This window comes from Desulfofustis glycolicus DSM 9705, assembly GCF_900130015.1.
Taxonomy (GTDB): Bacteria; Desulfobacterota; Desulfobulbia; order Desulfobulbales; family Desulfocapsaceae; genus Desulfofustis; species Desulfofustis glycolicus.
In genome coordinates this window covers 15,756-32,076 of sequence record NZ_FQXS01000012.1, presented here as the reverse complement: position 1 = coordinate 32,076, position 16,321 = coordinate 15,756, and the positions used below count along the sequence as shown (strand labels likewise).

The 16,321-nt window shown below is 57.3% G+C and carries 13 protein-coding genes; 5 read left to right on the top strand and 8 right to left on the bottom strand.

The features are described from left to right. Window positions 1-149 precede the first annotated feature (149 nt). From BUC26_RS11035 to BUC26_RS11020, 4 genes are all read left to right on the top strand, one after another. The gene (locus BUC26_RS11035) at window positions 150-1,304 is read left to right on the top strand and encodes an ABC transporter substrate-binding protein (RefSeq protein ID WP_073376128.1); all 1,155 of its coding nucleotides are present in this window, start codon (window positions 150-152) and stop codon (window positions 1,302-1,304) included. 37 nt (window positions 1,305-1,341) lie between these two features. Then, window positions 1,342-3,801, top strand: coding sequence for a cache domain-containing protein (locus BUC26_RS11030; protein ID WP_073375985.1), 2,460 nt, complete (start codon window positions 1,342-1,344; stop codon window positions 3,799-3,801). Further along, complete coding sequence (locus tag BUC26_RS11025) at window positions 3,801-4,460, top strand: response regulator transcription factor (RefSeq protein ID WP_073375984.1); 660 nt, start codon at window positions 3,801-3,803, stop codon at window positions 4,458-4,460. Before BUC26_RS11030 ends, BUC26_RS11025 begins: the two co-directional genes overlap by 1 nt. A 236-nt stretch (window positions 4,461-4,696) precedes the next feature. Then, complete coding sequence (locus BUC26_RS11020; RefSeq protein WP_073375982.1) at window positions 4,697-5,002, top strand: hypothetical protein; 306 nt, start codon at window positions 4,697-4,699, stop codon at window positions 5,000-5,002. A 195-nt stretch (window positions 5,003-5,197) separates the two neighbouring features. Here the strand turns inward: BUC26_RS11020 and BUC26_RS11015 are convergent, their stop codons facing one another. Continuing rightward, the gene (locus BUC26_RS11015) at window positions 5,198-8,623 is read right to left on the bottom strand and encodes an AAA family ATPase (RefSeq protein WP_073375981.1); all 3,426 of its coding nucleotides are present in this window, start codon (window positions 8,621-8,623) and stop codon (window positions 5,198-5,200) included. A gap of 7 nt (window positions 8,624-8,630) precedes the next feature. Further along, the gene (locus BUC26_RS11010; RefSeq protein ID WP_073375979.1) at window positions 8,631-9,563 is read right to left on the bottom strand and encodes an SPFH domain-containing protein; all 933 of its coding nucleotides are present in this window, start codon (window positions 9,561-9,563) and stop codon (window positions 8,631-8,633) included. Window positions 9,564-9,599: 36 nt separating this feature from the next. Between BUC26_RS11010 and BUC26_RS11005 the strand changes: the two genes are divergently transcribed. Beyond that, window positions 9,600-9,950, top strand: a complete 351-nt coding sequence (locus tag BUC26_RS11005; protein ID WP_073375978.1) for a hypothetical protein — start codon at window positions 9,600-9,602, stop codon at window positions 9,948-9,950. 132 nt (window positions 9,951-10,082) lie between these two features. Here BUC26_RS11005 and BUC26_RS11000 read toward each other — a convergent pair whose 3' ends face one another. The 6 genes from BUC26_RS11000 to BUC26_RS23400 form a co-directional block, all read right to left on the bottom strand. Then, entirely contained in the window at window positions 10,083-10,787 is a 705-nt protein-coding gene (locus BUC26_RS11000; protein ID WP_208609771.1) for an arylesterase, read from the bottom strand. Between the two features lie 21 nt (window positions 10,788-10,808). After that, window positions 10,809-13,310 (bottom strand): ABC transporter permease, encoded by a 2,502-nt coding sequence (locus tag BUC26_RS10995; protein WP_073375977.1) that lies wholly within the window; start codon window positions 13,308-13,310, stop codon window positions 10,809-10,811. After that, the gene (locus BUC26_RS10990; protein WP_073375975.1) at window positions 13,307-13,990 is read right to left on the bottom strand and encodes an ABC transporter ATP-binding protein; all 684 of its coding nucleotides are present in this window, start codon (window positions 13,988-13,990) and stop codon (window positions 13,307-13,309) included. Before BUC26_RS10990 ends, BUC26_RS10995 begins: the two co-directional genes overlap by 4 nt. A 331-nt stretch (window positions 13,991-14,321) precedes the next feature. Beyond that, the gene (locus BUC26_RS10985; RefSeq protein ID WP_073375974.1) at window positions 14,322-15,584 is read right to left on the bottom strand and encodes a DUF2254 domain-containing protein; all 1,263 of its coding nucleotides are present in this window, start codon (window positions 15,582-15,584) and stop codon (window positions 14,322-14,324) included. A 21-nt stretch (window positions 15,585-15,605) separates the two neighbouring features. After that, window positions 15,606-16,163: an NlpC/P60 family protein gene (locus BUC26_RS10980; RefSeq protein ID WP_161949838.1), complete on the bottom strand. Its 558-nt coding sequence runs from the start codon at window positions 16,161-16,163 to the stop codon at window positions 15,606-15,608. Between the two features lie 7 nt (window positions 16,164-16,170). Further along, window positions 16,171-16,308 carry a hypothetical protein gene (locus BUC26_RS23400; RefSeq protein WP_153307079.1) on the bottom strand — a complete coding sequence of 46 codons (138 nt, stop codon included), beginning with the start codon at window positions 16,306-16,308 and terminating at the stop codon, window positions 16,171-16,173. Window positions 16,309-16,321: the final 13 nt, after the last annotated feature.

Sequence of the window (16,321 nt, the reverse complement as noted above, 5' to 3'; positions counted from 1 at the left end):
TTTTTAACAGTTTCGTGCACAATGAACAAGCATCGTCAACCGCGGCAGCCGACACGGGTCCCACCATCCGCTACCGGCCCTGCGCCGGCAACCGAGAAACAACTGGATCTGTGCATAAACTGCGTTCCGAACATCGCCAACCCGGTACCATGTTACGTCTGCTTATCGCTCTGCTCATTCTGACCGCCGCCTTGGCTCGCTCCGTTCCCATCGTTGCGGCAAACCAGCTTTCTTCCATCGTTCTCGGGCAATCCTGCGCATTGAGCGGACCGACCCAGAACCACGGTCTGGAAATGCGTGCCGGACTGCTCGCCGCGTTTGCCTATATCAATGAACGGGGTGGGATCAATGGACGCGACATCCATCTAATCAGTCTCGACGACGGCTACGAACCGGACAAGGCCGTGCGCAACACGCTCCGGCTGATCACCGAAGACCATGTGTTCCTGCTCATCGGCGAGGTGGGGACGCCAACCTCGAAAGCCGTCATCCCGATCGTTGAAGAATACCGGATCCCGTTTTTTGCGCCGTTCACCGGCGCCGAATTGCTGCGGAAGCCGTTCCGGCGCTACATCATCAATGTTCGGGCCAGTTATTACCAGGAAATGGAAACCCTTGCCGCCTACCTAATCGATCATCACCACCTGCAGCGCATCGCCTGTTTCTATCAGAACGACAGCTACGGACTGACCGGCCTGGAAGGCATCGAACTGGCACTGGCCCGACGCGGCATGCAGCTGGTTGCCAAAGGATCCTATGAACGCAACACCCTGGCGGTCATGGGTGGCATCCGCGAAATCTATCAGGCCGATCCGCAAGCCGTGGTCATGGTCGGCGCCTATCCGGCCTGTGCCGAATTCATAAAACTGAGCAAGATCAAACTGAAAAAGGATGTCCCCTTCTGCAATATCTCCTTCGTCGGGACCGAGAGCCTGAAAAAGGCCCTCGGCGCCTACGGCCAGAACGTTATCGTTTCGCAGGTCGTGCCTCACCCGCTGAACAACGACATTGCCCTAATCGGGGAATACCGTGAATCGATGATGATCTACCAGCACGACGCGCCGATCAGCTTTATCAGCCTCGAAGGCTATATTGCCGGCAAGCTCTTTGCCCAGATCGCCACCGCAGTCCCGGGAGAGTTGACCAGGGAAAAATTCATCACCACGATGCAGGAGGTGGGCGGTTTCGATCTCGGCGGTATTCTTCTGCAGTTCGGTCCCGGCGATCATCAGGGCATGGATTCGATCTTCTTGACCACCATTTTCCCCAACATCATCAAGCTGGAAATACCGGCACAGCCATGAGCGGACTGATGCCAATCTGTTCGGGTGAGGGCCTGTAATGGCGCGGTCGGCCATAAAACACGCTCTGCAACGGCTGAAGTCACACAAGGTGTCACTATCGGCGGCACCCTTTTACGCCTCGCTTGTGGTCGTCGTCGCCTTGGCCATCTTCATCGGTATCTTCTGGGCCATCAACGAATATCAGGCCCTGCAGGAGAGTATCGACAACATCCGCACCACATACGAACAGCAATACCGCGACCGGGTCAAGGAAGAGTATGATACCGTGGTCGATTTCATCGATTTTACCCGGAACCAGGCCAATATTACCGTCGAAGAGGATATCCGCAACCGGGTACAATCCGCCTACACCATCGCCTCACACCTCTACTCGATGTACAAGGACGAACAGAGCGACGCCGAAATCCGGTCGATGATCGCCGAAATCCTGCGACCCGTGCGCTGGTATGACGAACGCGGGTACTATTTCGCCGGACAGACCGATACCGGTATCATCGACCTGTTTGCCGATGAACCGTTCTATGAAGGAAAACAAAGCCTGCAGGCGCTCGATCGCCAGCCGTCGGCGGTAATCAACGACATTATCGAAATCGTCACGCAAAAAGAGGCTGGCATCTATCGCTACAACCTGATCAAGCCTTCTTTCGGCAACCAGGTCTACTCCAAGATCTGTTTCGTTAAACATTTCCAGCCACTCAACTGGTTCATCGGTGCCGGTATCTACAGCAACGACATGGAAAATCTCAACCAGGCCAATGTGTTGGCCAGGATCGGCCAGATGAAATTCGGGCAGGGCGGTGAGGTCTTCGTTTTTCGCTTCGATGGCACGATCATTTCCCACCAGAACCAGCAATTCGTCGGCCGTTCCATTCGCAGCCTGACCAATGCCGCCGGTGAGCAATACGGCGAGATGATCTGGCAGGCCAGCCAGTCACCGCCTGATCAGCGTTACGTCATCTTTCACGACGGCGCCCCCGACAGCCAGTCTATTCCACAAAAACTCTGTTTCGTCGGTCCGTTCCAGGAATGGGGCTGGACCATCGCTACCAGCATGCACATGAACGAAATGGAGGAACTGATCACCAATGCCACGTTGACCTATCGCCGCATCGCCTTCAAGAATGTTTCGACCTTCCTGGTCCTTTTCACTGTCGCCGTCGCTCTGCTGCTACTGGTGGCGTTTTACTATACGATCAAGATCAAACAGGGATTCAGTCTGTTCACCGACTTTTTCCGCCGGGCTGCGGATGCCAAAGTCAAGATCGAAAAAGATGACTTGGCTTTCAGCGAATTCGAGGACCTCTCCGTTCTCGCCAACCGTATGGTCGATGACCGCATCCAGAAGGAACGGCTGCTCCATCGCGATGAATTGCGGCTCGACACCTTGCTGCGACTTGGTATGATGGAAAGCTTCTCGCTGAAAGACAAGTATGAGTTCACCTTGCAGCGCATCGTCCAGGTGACCCGCTCCGAACAAGGCTATCTGGCTCTGGTCAACAGGCCTCAACGACATATCACGATCATTTCACATCGTTGGGCGGACGGCACCAAAGTATATTACGGCAATAAGCGCCATCTCTCCAGCAGTGTCGAAAAGGCCGGCCTGCCTGGTGCTGCGGTGCATCGCAAGACCGCCGTGATTTGCAACGACTGCAGCAAAACCGGGCGGGAGGTTCTCTATCCATACCAGGGTGAGGTCCGGCGCCATCTCGACGTACCTATCTACAACAGCGGCGTAATCGTACTTGTCGCCGGCGTATGCAACAACCAGGACTCCTATGACAACGCCGATATCAGACAGATGACCATGGTACTCGAAGGAATGTGGCTGCATATCCTGAAAACCCGGTCGGAAAAGAAAATGGCCCGGCTTGAGCGACGAGTCATCGCCGTTCGGGAGGCGGAACGAAGCAACATCGGCCGTTTGCTCCACGACGATCTCGGCTCACATCTCAGCGGCGTGGAGCTGCTCGTCAAGGCGCTGAAACGCACTTTGGAAAAAGAGAAGTCGATCCGGGACGATCAACTCGAGTCGATCCGGCAGTTGATCGTCGATGCCACCGAAAAAACACGGCGTCTGGCGCGCGGCCTGTATCCCGTGCATATCATTGAAAACGGACTCGAGGCGGCGATCGAGGAGCTGGCCGTGGAAATCGAGACCCTGTTTTCCATCAGTTGTGAACTCTCTTTCAATTGCACCACCGAATACAGCGATAATACCACCGCCACGCACATCTACTACATCATCCGCGAGGCCGCCTTCAACGCGGCCAAACACGGCCGGCCTGACAATATCGGCATAACCATGCACACCGAGGCTAACCTGCTGTCGATTAAAATCATCGACAACGGCACCGGTTTTGATACATTATCGACAAGAAAGGGCATGGGGCTGCACACCATGGAATATCGCGCCAAGGCAATTGGCGCGACGTTGACGTTTCAATCCGCCCGGATGGGAACAATCGTTTCCGTAGCCAAAGAGATCGCGCACTGATGACCAGAATACTGATTGTCGATGATCATCCCATTTTTCAGATGGGCATGAAGGAATTGCTGAACCAGGAAGAGGATCTCCTGGTCTGTGCCGTCGCCGAAGATTTTGCCAGCGCCCGTCAAGCGCTCCGGGAACAACACCCGGACCTGGCGATCATCGACATATCGCTGGCCGAGGAAAACGGCCTGGACCTGGTCAAGGAAATCACTGCTGAATACCACGGCATGCCAATCCTCGTCCTGTCGCTGCACGACGAATCGGTCTGGGCCGAACGGGCCATTCGCGCCGGTGCTCGCGGCTATGTCATGAAAAAGGAGGCGTCCGAATCGGTAGTCCTGGCGATTCGCAATATAATCGAAGGCAAAATCCATGTCAGTCACGCGATGATGGCCCTGCTCCTCGACAAATTCCAGATCAATCCCCATGCCCAGGGCGCCCCGACCATCGAAATCCTGACCGACCGGGAATTGGAAGTTTTCCGGTTGATCGGCTCCGGACTCTCAACGCGGGAAATTGCCGAACGGATGAAACTCGGGATCAAGACCATCGGCACGTATCGGGATCGCATCAAACAGAAACTCTGCATCAAGACAGCGACAGAGCTGACCCGGCGCGCCGTGCTGTGGAACGAAAATGAACATTTCGGAAAATCTGAATAATGAGTGCACCACAGGCCATCCACCCGAACAGACAAGCCCTCGGTCGCTGCCGTTTTCTGTAAGGCATCACCTTACGGCCGGCTATCCCGACCGCCTACACTGCCGTCACCGCCCTCCCTACAAAACAAAAGGCTCTTTGCCGATTCTTTCCGGCCGACGCAAAAGCTATAGTAAACAAGGCTTTATTAATGCCACGCCCAGTGCGTGCACCAGCGTTGCAACGGAAGGAGACGTCCATGGTACGCCCCCATTTAAGCGGCCTTGCAGAGCACCGTGTCACTCGGCCGCACATCTCCGGCAAACGCACGGCTCAAGCGGCGTTTGAGCAACTCTGCGCGGCCACTGCCCTGCTGTCCAGCGCCGCCATGACCGCTCCGCTGACCTCTCGCCTGGTCACCGCCGGGCCGCCAATCAACGAGCATCAGACGAAGACAATAGGTATCCTACCGGCTGTGCGACACAGTGTCGAAGCCCACCACGGGAAACCAAGCTTGCCGGTGACAAATCGAGTGAAGGAGATTGGCCAGATCATCAATTGGTGATGACCCGCCGGCACCAGAGGGGCGGTGCGGAAGGACAGGTTAAAACCTGGCCCGCTTTTTTAGTTTGCGGAGGACAGGTTAGAACCTGTCCCGCCGATTGTTGAGATTGAGCTGCCATACACACTGCGGGAAGCGCCTTTCTCCCTTGCATTCGGCGCTTCCCGCGGTGTGGACCTTACTGAAGCCCCGTACCGGCTATGACCGGTTGGAGCGCCACTTCGTCCAGCGCTCGTTGATCGGTTCCAAAAAGTCGAACATCGTCCGCCTCATCTTGACCACCACTCGTTCTTCCTGACGAAAAATCGACTCCAGTGATATCAGCGGGTCACGCTCCGGGTTGCTCATGTAGTTTTTGATCGCTTGCAGTTTCCAGACGATCTCGTGTTCGGCCTGCTGACGCAGTACCGATTTAAGCCTGATGATATCCTCTCCGGCCTTCTCGTCGATCTCGCTGTTCCCATATTTTCTGAGTTTATAGGAGATACGCAGGGCAATCAGCTCAAGCAGGGTCTTTTCGTACTGCTCTCCGAGCCAGATCGTCTCGGGCACCAGATCGCCGAAATTGGTCACCCCGAGGACATCTTTGTCCTGACTCCAATAATTTATTAGGAAATCCTGCTCGAGACTCTTGTAGTTCTGCTGCGGCATATACATACGACGCAGATATTGCAGCACCTTCTCGGTCTTTTTCTTGTGCCCGCCGATAATGACCGAACCGCCGATTTCATCCTTGGTGACCCCTTTGGTCCACGGCGCTCCGGTAATCCCGAAATCATGGTAGATCGGAATGTGCAGCAGGGCCGACAGGGTATTGAGGGCCAGCGCGTAACCGGCCGACGGCCCGCCGACGTTATAGGATGCGGACAGCAATTGATGGTGGATGGTCATATTGCCGAGAAAACTGCCGAGCAGGCGGGCCGTGCTGATTTCCGGAAGCAGGGCCTGGAAGTAGTTCTTCACCAGGGTCAGCGCCTCCTGGGCCGACTGCTGGGTCATCTGCACCGCCATCTCCATCTGGGCCGAACTATCCCCCGATCCGGAAACAGCGCCGGTAACCAAGACCTTCTCGGCGGTCAGGCTATAGGTGAGGCTGGTGGCGATCGGCAACAATACGCCATCGGTCTCGTTGGCGCCGACCCCGACGATGAACCCTTTCTGCGGCTCCCGGCTCAATTCCGCTTCGAGATAGTCGTCAAGTTCGATCTTGCCTTTCTTGATCGGACTCTGCGACATCTCCCGCCGCGCCAGATGCAGGTGGGAACTGCACAGCGGATAATCTTGCTCGGAGACAATCGAGGCAAACAGGGCATTGATCTCCTCGGCCCGAGCCAAAAACTGTTTGGGCCGTTCTTTGAGAAGTCGCTGCAGCCCACCGGGATTCCCAAGCGCCTCGAGAATACCGCTCAAGGTTTTCATGTTGAACTTGAGAAAACGCTCCTGCTCCGCGGCGGACAGTGAGCTGATGGTTTTAAATGTCTTGAGCACCATCAATTCCGTGCTGCGCAGAGACAGCGCCTTGGCGACAAAAGCCGCGAAATCGGCCGGGGTACTGCACAGACCTTTGGCCGCTTCGATAACCTTGGTCGCGGTGAGTCCTTCCTCCCGCGGGGCACTCTCCAGCGTCATCTCGATGATCTCGTTGATATCACCGCTGGCCAGCTGCCCGGTCACCTCGAGGACCTTGAGTCGTTTCGAGCGAATCAACGCCGGATCGAGTAGATCCAGTCGATTGGTGGTAAGCACCGTAAACACGCGCGACAGGGGCTGTTCGCCGTCGATGATATTGAGAAACGTATTGGTCAGCCGATCGGCCGGTGCACCGCCGATACTGCTGCGCCGTGGGGCAAGGGCGTCGCCCTCGTCGAAAAAGACCACGGCCGGAGCGATCATCTTGGCGATGTCATAGATTTTCGTCAGATTCTCTACGGCACCGTCAACCGGACTAGCCGGGTTGTGGAGGATGCTCGGATTGGCTGAGACATCGTGAATGGTTTCGTTGTCACTGAGCCAGGTACGGACCAGGAAGGTTTTGCCGCTGCCCGGCGGGCCATTGAGCACGACGCCCTTTTCCTCTCTGATCTGATAAAGCAGGCAATTATTGGCCATCTCGGAAAAGGTATGCTTCACCTCGCCGGCATAGTCGTCCCAATGGGCCGAACGGTCGATGCGGTTGACGACCTTCTTGAACAGATCGCCGAACGAGTTTTTCGCCACCAGTTCGAAGGCATGGCGCACCAGCAAAGAATCGTCGAGATAATCGGCCTGAAAAGAGCCCTTGATCGACACGATATAGCCGACCAGCTTGCGCGTATAAGCAGGTGTAATCTGCAGGGACCGCTCCTTGAAGATGTGGTAGAATTTGCCGACGGCGTTTTTCAAGTCCTCTTCGCTGATCCACTGGATGCCGGGAAAATCGTGAGAACGGTCGCCGGCAGCAATCCGGATATTGTTGCGCATCAGCTCGATGCGAACGATTTCCTGCAAGTTAACCTTGCTGCGCCAGTATTCGGAAACATCAATGATCGTCCCTTTCTCGACAAAACGCCGATAGATAGCCGAATCAAAGACTTCCGGCTGGTCCGATGTGGCGATCAGGATACAGTCGCGACCGCCGCTGATGATTTCATCGATAATGATGTTGGAGCTGTCGACCAGTGTCCCCTGTTGCCGCTCGACACCGCCGCTGACGCCACTGCTTTCCTTGCGGGCAAAAGCGGAGTGCGCCTCCTCGAGATGCCTGATACAGGTGAATTTCGGATTGCCGAAGGCTCGCCGCAGATAGTTGCCGGGTTCCCCGGACAGGGCGGTCTGGAAATCGTTCGGGGTGATGCGCGCATAATCGACGATCAGGCTCTGTTCCTCCAGGTCACTGAGGTTCTTGCCGATCTGTCGCCGGAACAGCAGATTGACCAGGGGAATCCGGGAAAAAAACTTGTAACGGCGCAACCGCCGGCGCCGCTCGATGGCCTGAGCAAGATCTGGGGATACGTCTTCGAGTCGTTTCCAAAACGGCACCGACGACATCACACTGGCTCGTTTCTGCCGCAGGTCGACTTCCGGCTGGGCCTCATCGGAAAAAAATACCTGTTCGATCGCCCTGGTCGCCGTTGCCGTCTTGCCGCTGCCACTCGGCCCGACCAGCAGAATGATCGGGGCCTGCGGCACCTCCGGGTCACTGGTGTATTCCTTGCGCAGATGGGCTCGATAGATCTTTTCAAAGAGACGCCGCAGCTCCTGGGGCAGATGAACGTCGGAGAGTTCCCTCTCGAGACGGGCGAGCATGTAAGCGTGGTCCTTGGGACTCAGCTCCTTCTCCAGGATATGATTCCAGGCCTTGCGCGGCACCGTCTGGCCGGAGACCTCGAAACGTTTCTGCCAATCGGTGAGGATGTTGGGGTCTTTCAGGATGCGCAGGTCGCGTTTTTTCGCGGTTAGCAAAAACCAGCCGAGACAGCGACTCAGCAGCCGGAAAAACGGCGGCGGCGGGCGATACTGCTTGAGACGGGCCCGCATGAATTCTTTGGTCTCGTGAGGCCATGAAGCGACCAGGTCGTCAATCTCGACGATACGCTTTTCCGGTAGCCGGATCAGGCGGACCTGCTTGGTTAACCGTCTCGGCATGACCGGTTCACCGTTCGTCCTTCGGTGCGGCTGCCGGCAACGGCAGGGTTATCGCCCCCGCATCGGTGTTTTGAATGACCACGGTGTTTTGACCAGTCTGGTTTTTTTCATAGGCCGAGGCCCACTTTTGCTGGCTGAGAAACTGCAGGATGACCGCGTCGGTGGCCCCGTCCGACCGGCCGATCTCCTGCTGCAACGAACGGATACTTTCCAGGTAGGCGGCATACAGTTTTCTGATTCGGCTCGCTTCCTGATCGGCGGCATAATTCTCCGCTTCGGCAATCAGTTCACGTCTTTTTTTCTCTTCCGACGCCTCCACCAGGTTGTCACCGAAATGCGTTTCCCGGAGAACGAAGCTGACGATTTCAATGCCGTACTTCTGCTCCAGGGTCGGCCCACCCTCGTTGATCGGCTGTGATTTGAGAGCCAGGAAGATGCGTTCCTTGACTTGCGGCCTGCTGCTGATCAATCGATCGACCGATTCCGCCTGCATCAAGTCTTTGACTATGCCGTCGTAATCGCCCTGCAACAGCGTCAGCGGAGATTGGTTTTCGATCGCCCAGGTCTTCAAGTCACGAATCCGATAGGTGAGCAGGGCCGACGTCCACAGGGCAACATTTTCACTTGATATGATCCGCATCGGCTCGGCCGTGCCGCCCAGGTACATGCTCTGGTTCATCAGGGTCACCTCCTGCTCGATACGGGTAAACAACGGCAGCCTGACGTGCCAGCCAACCTCGGTGACCGGTTGGCGAATACCGCCCAGTTTCTCCAGTACGACGGCATGGTTCATCTTCACCTTGAAGATCGTCCTGGTAGCGTACACCGCGGCCACCAGACCATAAACAACGGCCGCCAGCACGATCACCAGCAGGAGAAGCCGGCCGACACGAAAGACAAACGCCCGCTGAAACATCCTGGAAACAGGCCTGTCCGCCATAGGTGCCCCCTTTGTCGTCGAGAGAAAGAGACAACCATGCCCGATGGTGCCCACACGGCGTTGCCCGTCCCCTCTTTCTTCTTTTCTGATGACTTTTTGGAAAGGCGCTACAAAACAGGTAAAAACTCCTCTTCTTCAACAGTAGCGAAACAAATCGGCCCTGTCAATCTCAAGGAGTTTAATGATCTCTCCGGCCAAACGCTTCCGGGTGTGGTGTCGGTAACGAAAACGCAAACAGCTTTCTATGAAAATCAGTTCCACAGGCTGAAATCCCCGGGCTGGTTGGTTCTCTCGGAGGCTGCATCGCGGAGGCCCGGCTGGGCGGAGAATCAGGCCCGTAGGGTGGCGGACAGGACGTCCGCTGGTGGTGAGCGGAGGACAGGTTAAAACCTGTCCCACCGTTGATTGAGAATCAGCCGTTCAGGCCGCAGCGCAGCAGCCGGAGGGAGGGCCAACCAGTCCTTCCGACCACGACGCAGATTTTCATAGTTCGTTGTGACTCCCTGTCATGGGGATTATCTAAAGCGGCCTGTCGCGCTGTCGCTCGAGATTGAGAGCCTGGTGCACGTAGGGCAGCAGGTTCTCGACGATGACCCGATAGCCCTCTTCATTGGGATGAATGGTGTCCTGCTGGTTGAGGCCTCGGTCCATGGCCACGCCCTCCAGGAAGAACGGCATGAAGGTCACCGGGTAGTGCTCTGCCAGGCGCGGATAGACCGCGTTGAAGGCAGACCGGTAATCGTCGCCGAGGTTGCTTACCATCTGCATGCCGACGAGCAGCACGCCGATATCATTGGCCAGGAGGGACTCGATGATCGCAGCCAGGTTGTCGTACAGCAGTTGTGTTGAAATACCGCGAAAGCCGTCATTGGCGCCGGTTTCAACGATTACCAGGTCTGGCCGGCTGTTGATGATCCAATCGATTCGGGAACGCGCCCCGCTGCTCGTCTCCCCGCTGACGCCGGCGTTGATGACCCGATAGTTCAGCCCCGCCGCCTGTAAACTGCTCTCCAGCAGGGCGGGATAGCTCTTCTCCGGGGCCACGCCGAGACCGGCTGTCAGACTATCGCCCATGGCAATGATGACTCCATCGTACACCGGCTCGGAAGCGATGGCCGGCTCACGCCGTTGATCGCGCTGCTCGCGCTCACAGCCCCCCAGTAATCCTGAAACAACGAGTAACATGACAATGAGGATCCCCGGCATCTTCAGCATCGATCGCATAACGGGCAGCTCCACTGGCGATTAACCATTTTGCCGATAGAGAAAGGTGACCGGTTTCTGCCGAACAATGCTCAATGAACTGATCAGCCCGATGCCCACAACCGCGGCGCAGGTCGTCAGGGCCATGATCACCAACGCGCCACCGTGCAGACGAAAGGCGATATTGAACCAGGCGCTGCAGATCAACCAGGAGGAAACAATGGCCACGGCCGCTGCCAGGATCGAACTGGTCATGCCGAGCAGCAGGTTCTCATAAACGGTGATCGACAACACGAAACGAGTCGTGCCACCGACAATTTTATAGTAGGCGCAATCCCTGATCCGCTCCAACCTGGTTGCCAATACCGAACCGATCAGGATCAAACAGCCGGCAACGATGGAAAACAGTGAGAAAAAGGTGATGACCCTGGCCAGTCGATCGATCAGTTCGCCAAGCCGGACGACGGTATCGGCGACGTTGAGGGTGCTGACATTGGGCAGCGCGGTAACGATACGGGTAATGGTCTCGTCGATCGCATCTCTCTCCAGATGCAGTGCGGCAAAAAATGTGTGCGGCGCTGCGGCGAGCACCTCTTCGGCAAAAACGAAATAGAAAAACGGGTAAAGCTTCGATTTGGTCCGGCTTCTGATGCTGGTAACTTCAGCGGTCATCGGCAGCCCTTGAATGGAAAAGACCAGCCGGTCGCCCAGATCGATATCGCCGATTTCGGCAATGGTATCGAGCACCGAAACTTCAACCACGTCCGACGCCGGCCGCGAAGCCTCAAAGAGGCGCTCACCGCGAACGATAATCTCGTCGTCAAGCAGCGTGTCGCGATACGTCAGGTTGAATTCCCGGGCCAGACTGTCGCTTCTTCGCTGATTTTCCCGCTCATAGTCGATCGCCTCTCCGTTGATCGACAGCAGACGGCCGCGCACCACCGGAAACAACTCCGCTTCTTTCCCGACGGCGGCAAAAAAAGCTTCCTGTTGACCGCGCTGAATATCGAGACTGAACAGATTAGGGGCATCTTTGGGATAGGAGGTGATAAAGGAGGCAACCAGGTTGAACTCAAGCAGAAAGATGGTCAACAATACCGACAGCGCCGAGGCCAGGGTGACGATGATCGACCGGGTGGCATTGCCCGGGCGAAACAAACTCCTGAACGCTTGGCGCATCGCCAGATTGCCGACAGGTAGCGCTCGCAGCAGTCGCAGTACGAGGCTGGTCAGCAGAAAAATAATGGCAATAAACCCCAGGCAGCCGAGCATGAAGACCAGCCCGGTCTGGACATCTTCCAGTTGCCGGACCACCAGCAGGGCGAGGAAGACCACCACCAGCGCCGCCAGCAGATAGGTTGCCGGCTTGCCGACATTTCCGGTCAAATCAAGACGGAGCAGCGCCACCGGCCTGATGGCGGCGATGCGATAGAGCGGCAGACTGGAAAAGAGGACCACCACAAGCAGGCCGATCAGCATCCCTTCGACGAGATCGCCGATCGTTACGCCAAGCATCAGCTCCGCCGGGATGATCTCCCCGAAGAGCAGCGGAAATGTCGATTTGATGATTAGGCCGGCAAGCACGCCGGCGATAGCGCCGATCAGGCCGAGCAGCATGGTCAGAGCAAGGTAATGCAGGAGCAGGAAACGGTACGTCGCCCCGACCGTTTTGCCGATGGCAATGGTATACTGCTTCTGGCGCAGCAGTGCCGACAGAGAACTCTGCATGCCGATACCGCTGAGAAGCAGCGTGAATATGCTAATAAATGAAAGAAAAAACAGCATGTTATCGAAAAATCGCTTAACCTGGGAACGGGCGGTTGTCGCCGTTTCGACCCGCTCCTGCCCGGCTGTGGCCACCCGGCTCAGTGTTTCGGCTATCTTCCGGGCCTGTTCCGGTTCCGGCAGCCGGAGCAGGATCTCGTAGTGCGATCGACTGCCGACGCCGAGCAACCCCATCTGCTCAAGATCGCCGGTCGAGGTGAAGATACGCGGACCAAGAGAAAAGATCGATACCGGCCGGGACGGATCGTAATCGATGGTGTCGACGATGGTCAAAACGGCAGTGCCGATGCGCAGGCGATCGCCGATGCGCAGTGAAAGACGTGACAGCACTTCCGGCGCAACAACGACAGCGCCGGCCTGCAGGACTTCGCCAAACGGTCGGCCGGAGGCCAGGTCAACCGAGCCGTAGAGCGGATAGCCCGGCGCCACGGCCATGATATTGACGAATAATGAACCGTCGGCAACCTCCGGCCGAACCACCGAATTGAACCCGTATACCCTTGCCAGATCCGCTCCGGCCCGACTTTGGATGTCGCGAACTGCCTGTTCGAGCGGTTCGCTGATCGGATAGTGGGAGTGGATGATCACATCCCCGCCATGCAGCTTCTGGGCATCATTGAGCAGCGAACGGTGGACGTCGGAGCGAAAGCTGTTTAATGCCGTCAGCGTGGCAATCGACAGCGCCACACAGAGGATGAAAGTCAGCGCCTGTGCCCCGCCGTAGCGCAGTTCCCGCAAAACGAAGCGTACCTGGATCATGACGCCTCGCCCGAGACCAGACGGCCGTCAGCCAGTCGCACCTCCCGGTCGGCCTGCCGGGCGATCTCCCGGCTATGGGTGGCCAAGACCAGCGTGGCATCGCGCTCGCGTTGCAACTCGAGCAGCAGGCTCATGATCTCCCGGCTGTTTGTCGAGTCCAGGTTGCCGGTCGGCTCATCGGCAAACACGAGCGGCGGGTCATTGATCAGCGCCCGGCAGATCGCCACCCGCTGTTTCTCTCCGCCAGACAGTTCCGACACCATGTGCTGCCGCCGCATCGACAAACCGACCCGCTCCAGCAGCCGGGTCGCCTTGTCACCGGCTGCCGGGTCCTTTTTCAGCTCCGCCGGGAACATCACATTCTCCAGAGCGTTAAGCGACGGAATCAGATGAAAGGCTTGGAAGACAAAACCGATCAATTCATTGCGCAGCGGGGCCAGTTCATCCTCACTCAACTCGGTAATATCCCGATCGGCCAGACGGATCGTACCGCTGCTCGGGCGGTCCAGACCAGATAGCACGCTGAGCAGCGTTGTCTTGCCACTGCCGCTGTTGCCGGTGATGACGACGAATTCGCCACGTGAAACGGTCAGGGAGATATCGCTGAGAACAGGCAATTGCCGCCCACCGATCTGATAGGTTTTGCTCAGTCTGCTGCTGACGAGAATGGCTGCGGTCATAGGTACTGGTCCCGGATAAATGGCTGGTTTCTGCTTTACTGGAGCCGGTTCGTGTTCCGGAACAACGTAATCACGAATTGCAGAAAGCAAATGCCTTCACCGGATGGAGCATCCTGTCGACGCATCTTCCGCCCCAATCCTCCGAGCCGCCGGGCTTCCGCAATGCAGTCTCCGGCAGAGCCGGCCAACCCGGGGATCTGGTTTTCATAAGAATTACAGTTCGACAGAGAAACACTTTCGACGGCGACAAAAAGGTCGCCGTCAGAGGGTTATGATCTCCACTGCCGCGCTTGCAGAAATCCAGGTTGGCCGTTTGGTTCGGCCTTGCCGGTTAAAGTGCAAACGTGGCCACCGCTCGCACGGTGGCGAGATCATCGGGAATGTTCAATGCCGTCTCGGCACGAACCAGCGCGAGACGGGCGTGGTGCTGCGCGTTGTCGCGCATCGCCGCGTCCCCGGTCGCAGCGAGCGATTCGAGAGCCTTGAGCAGCCGCACGACCACTTCGACAACGCCTGCCCCGTCTCGGGCGATCCCGGTAAAAGCGTCATCAAACATGTCTGCCACGGACAACTCCGGCACCGCAACGCGGTCGAACTGCACCGTGGCACCGCCACCCGTCTTGCCGCCTTCATTCCATAATGCGAACAGGCGGACAAGTGTGCCGGTGACACCGATAGCGGTCCCTGGATCGTTGACCGCCGGCGAAAGCGCACGGCTGGCGATCTCCGAAAGGACCACCAGCCCGAACCGCGGATCCTGATCAAAGACTCTCGAGCCGCCGATTTTGAACGCGGCAGCGATTGCTTCGGCATCCTCATCGGATACACCGCCTGACACCTCCCGGACAACCCATGCGACAGGGCGGTTGGGCGTACAAAAGGTACCGGGCAGGGCAGCCACAACAATTCTCAATTGAGACGCTGCCGCCCGCGCTTGCAACGCGGCGGTGTCAATCCGCTGTACGTACCCGATGCCTTTTCCAAAAACCGCATGGCTGCCATCCGGAAGACTGAACGCAGCAACGCCCCCAAGACGAGGCGCCGACTGTCGCTTCCTAATTGCCTCAGCGGCTGCCGCTTCCACCTGATCGATCGTATGTCCCAGCCGTCCGAGCCGGGCGATGTTATCGACCCACCGGATGAAGGTGATAATGACGACTGCAAGCACAACTATTGTCAGGCAGAACAGGATAAACTGACTGGTCCTTCCACCATAAAGCCCGTTCATCAATGCAACGAGCGCGACCACGCTGTAGATGAACGTGCCGATGAATGCCGAGAGCGCATTCTGCGAAAGATCGTCGCCGACGATCAGCGGAAAAGAACGGGGCGTCGCAGATCTGCTTGCCGACGCATACGCGGCCACCATCGAGGCCACGGCAAACGTGGCCATCATCAACATGCTCGAAGCCATGATCTTGAGCAGCGTTTCGGTCGACTCCTTCGAGATCTCCGGCAGGAAACGGCCGAATTCGGTCATGTCCATGAGATTGGCCAGGAAAACTGCGCCAATGGATAGCACACATACGATGAGCGGCTTGATCCATAACCGCTCACGGAAACGGTTGATGATGAAACTCAGGTAATCCCACATCTTCGACCCTCCCGACACTGTTTATTGCGACAGGACGCGGCGCACCTGCCAGAGACGCTGGTGCCAATATGGTTCGTCCAGTGCGGACAGCACCACACCCTGACTGCTCGAGGCATGGATGAATCGGTCCTGGTCAACGGAGATGCCGACATGCCGGGTAAACCAGCTGGTCTTGAAAAGCAGCAGGTCGCCGGGTCGGATCGCGCCGTGGACGACCGGGCTACCGACTACGGCCAACTCGTCGGTCGTTCGCGGCAGTTCGATACCGAAATTCTGCCGGAAGGCTAACACGACGAAAGCCGAACAGTCGATCCCGGCCCTGCTTACCCCACCGTTTTTATACGGCACGCCGCGCCACTGCCGGTAATGGGAAAGCAGCTTGTCGACAACCGCGTCCCGGTCGGATTGACCGGCACCCGGACCGAGACGGTAATCGATTCTTGCCTTTTGGCTACATGATGCCGCGAACATCAGTACCACCGCGATCACCAACAGACGCCGGATCACGCTGTGCACCTGGCAGGTCACCAATGCACACCAGCCGAACACGCTATGAAGCGCCGATATCGGTCTTGGCATTGCCATCTCAAGCGATTTGTGCGATGCCGTCGAGTCCGACGACGATAAAAGAGTAGCTGGACAGCGCAAATACCGCGAGGAGCAAGAAACACAACATCTTTCGCTGGAGCGTCTGTTCGGCAGCCTGAGCGGCTGCAGCGATCATCAGGGTCGCGCCA

Bases quoted from the DNA above. Each gene is read 5' to 3' on its own strand.
- BUC26_RS11005 (WP_073375978.1), top strand. From the start codon at position 9,600: ATGCCCGATGGTGCCCACACGGCGTTGCCCGTCCCCTCTTTCTTCTTT.
- BUC26_RS10980 (WP_161949838.1), bottom strand. From the start codon at position 16,163: ATGCCAAGACCGATATCGGCGCTTCATAGCGTGTTCGGCTGGTGTGCA.
- BUC26_RS11020 (WP_073375982.1), top strand. From the start codon at position 4,697: ATGGTACGCCCCCATTTAAGCGGCCTTGCAGAGCACCGTGTCACTCGG.
- BUC26_RS11000 (WP_208609771.1), bottom strand. From the start codon at position 10,787: ATGCGATCGATGCTGAAGATGCCGGGGATCCTCATTGTCATGTTACTC.
- BUC26_RS10995 (WP_073375977.1), bottom strand. From the start codon at position 13,310: ATGATCCAGGTACGCTTCGTTTTGCGGGAACTGCGCTACGGCGGGGCA.
- BUC26_RS11035 (WP_073376128.1), top strand. From the start codon at position 150: ATGTTACGTCTGCTTATCGCTCTGCTCATTCTGACCGCCGCCTTGGCT.
- BUC26_RS10990 (WP_073375975.1), bottom strand. From the start codon at position 13,990: ATGACCGCAGCCATTCTCGTCAGCAGCAGACTGAGCAAAACCTATCAG.
- BUC26_RS11025 (WP_073375984.1), top strand. From the start codon at position 3,801: ATGACCAGAATACTGATTGTCGATGATCATCCCATTTTTCAGATGGGC.
- BUC26_RS11015 (WP_073375981.1), bottom strand. From the start codon at position 8,623: ATGCCGAGACGGTTAACCAAGCAGGTCCGCCTGATCCGGCTACCGGAA.
- BUC26_RS11030 (WP_073375985.1), top strand. From the start codon at position 1,342: ATGGCGCGGTCGGCCATAAAACACGCTCTGCAACGGCTGAAGTCACAC.
- BUC26_RS11010 (WP_073375979.1), bottom strand. From the start codon at position 9,563: ATGGCGGACAGGCCTGTTTCCAGGATGTTTCAGCGGGCGTTTGTCTTT.
- BUC26_RS10985 (WP_073375974.1), bottom strand. From the start codon at position 15,584: ATGTGGGATTACCTGAGTTTCATCATCAACCGTTTCCGTGAGCGGTTA.
- BUC26_RS23400 (WP_153307079.1), bottom strand. From the start codon at position 16,308: ATGATCGCTGCAGCCGCTCAGGCTGCCGAACAGACGCTCCAGCGAAAG.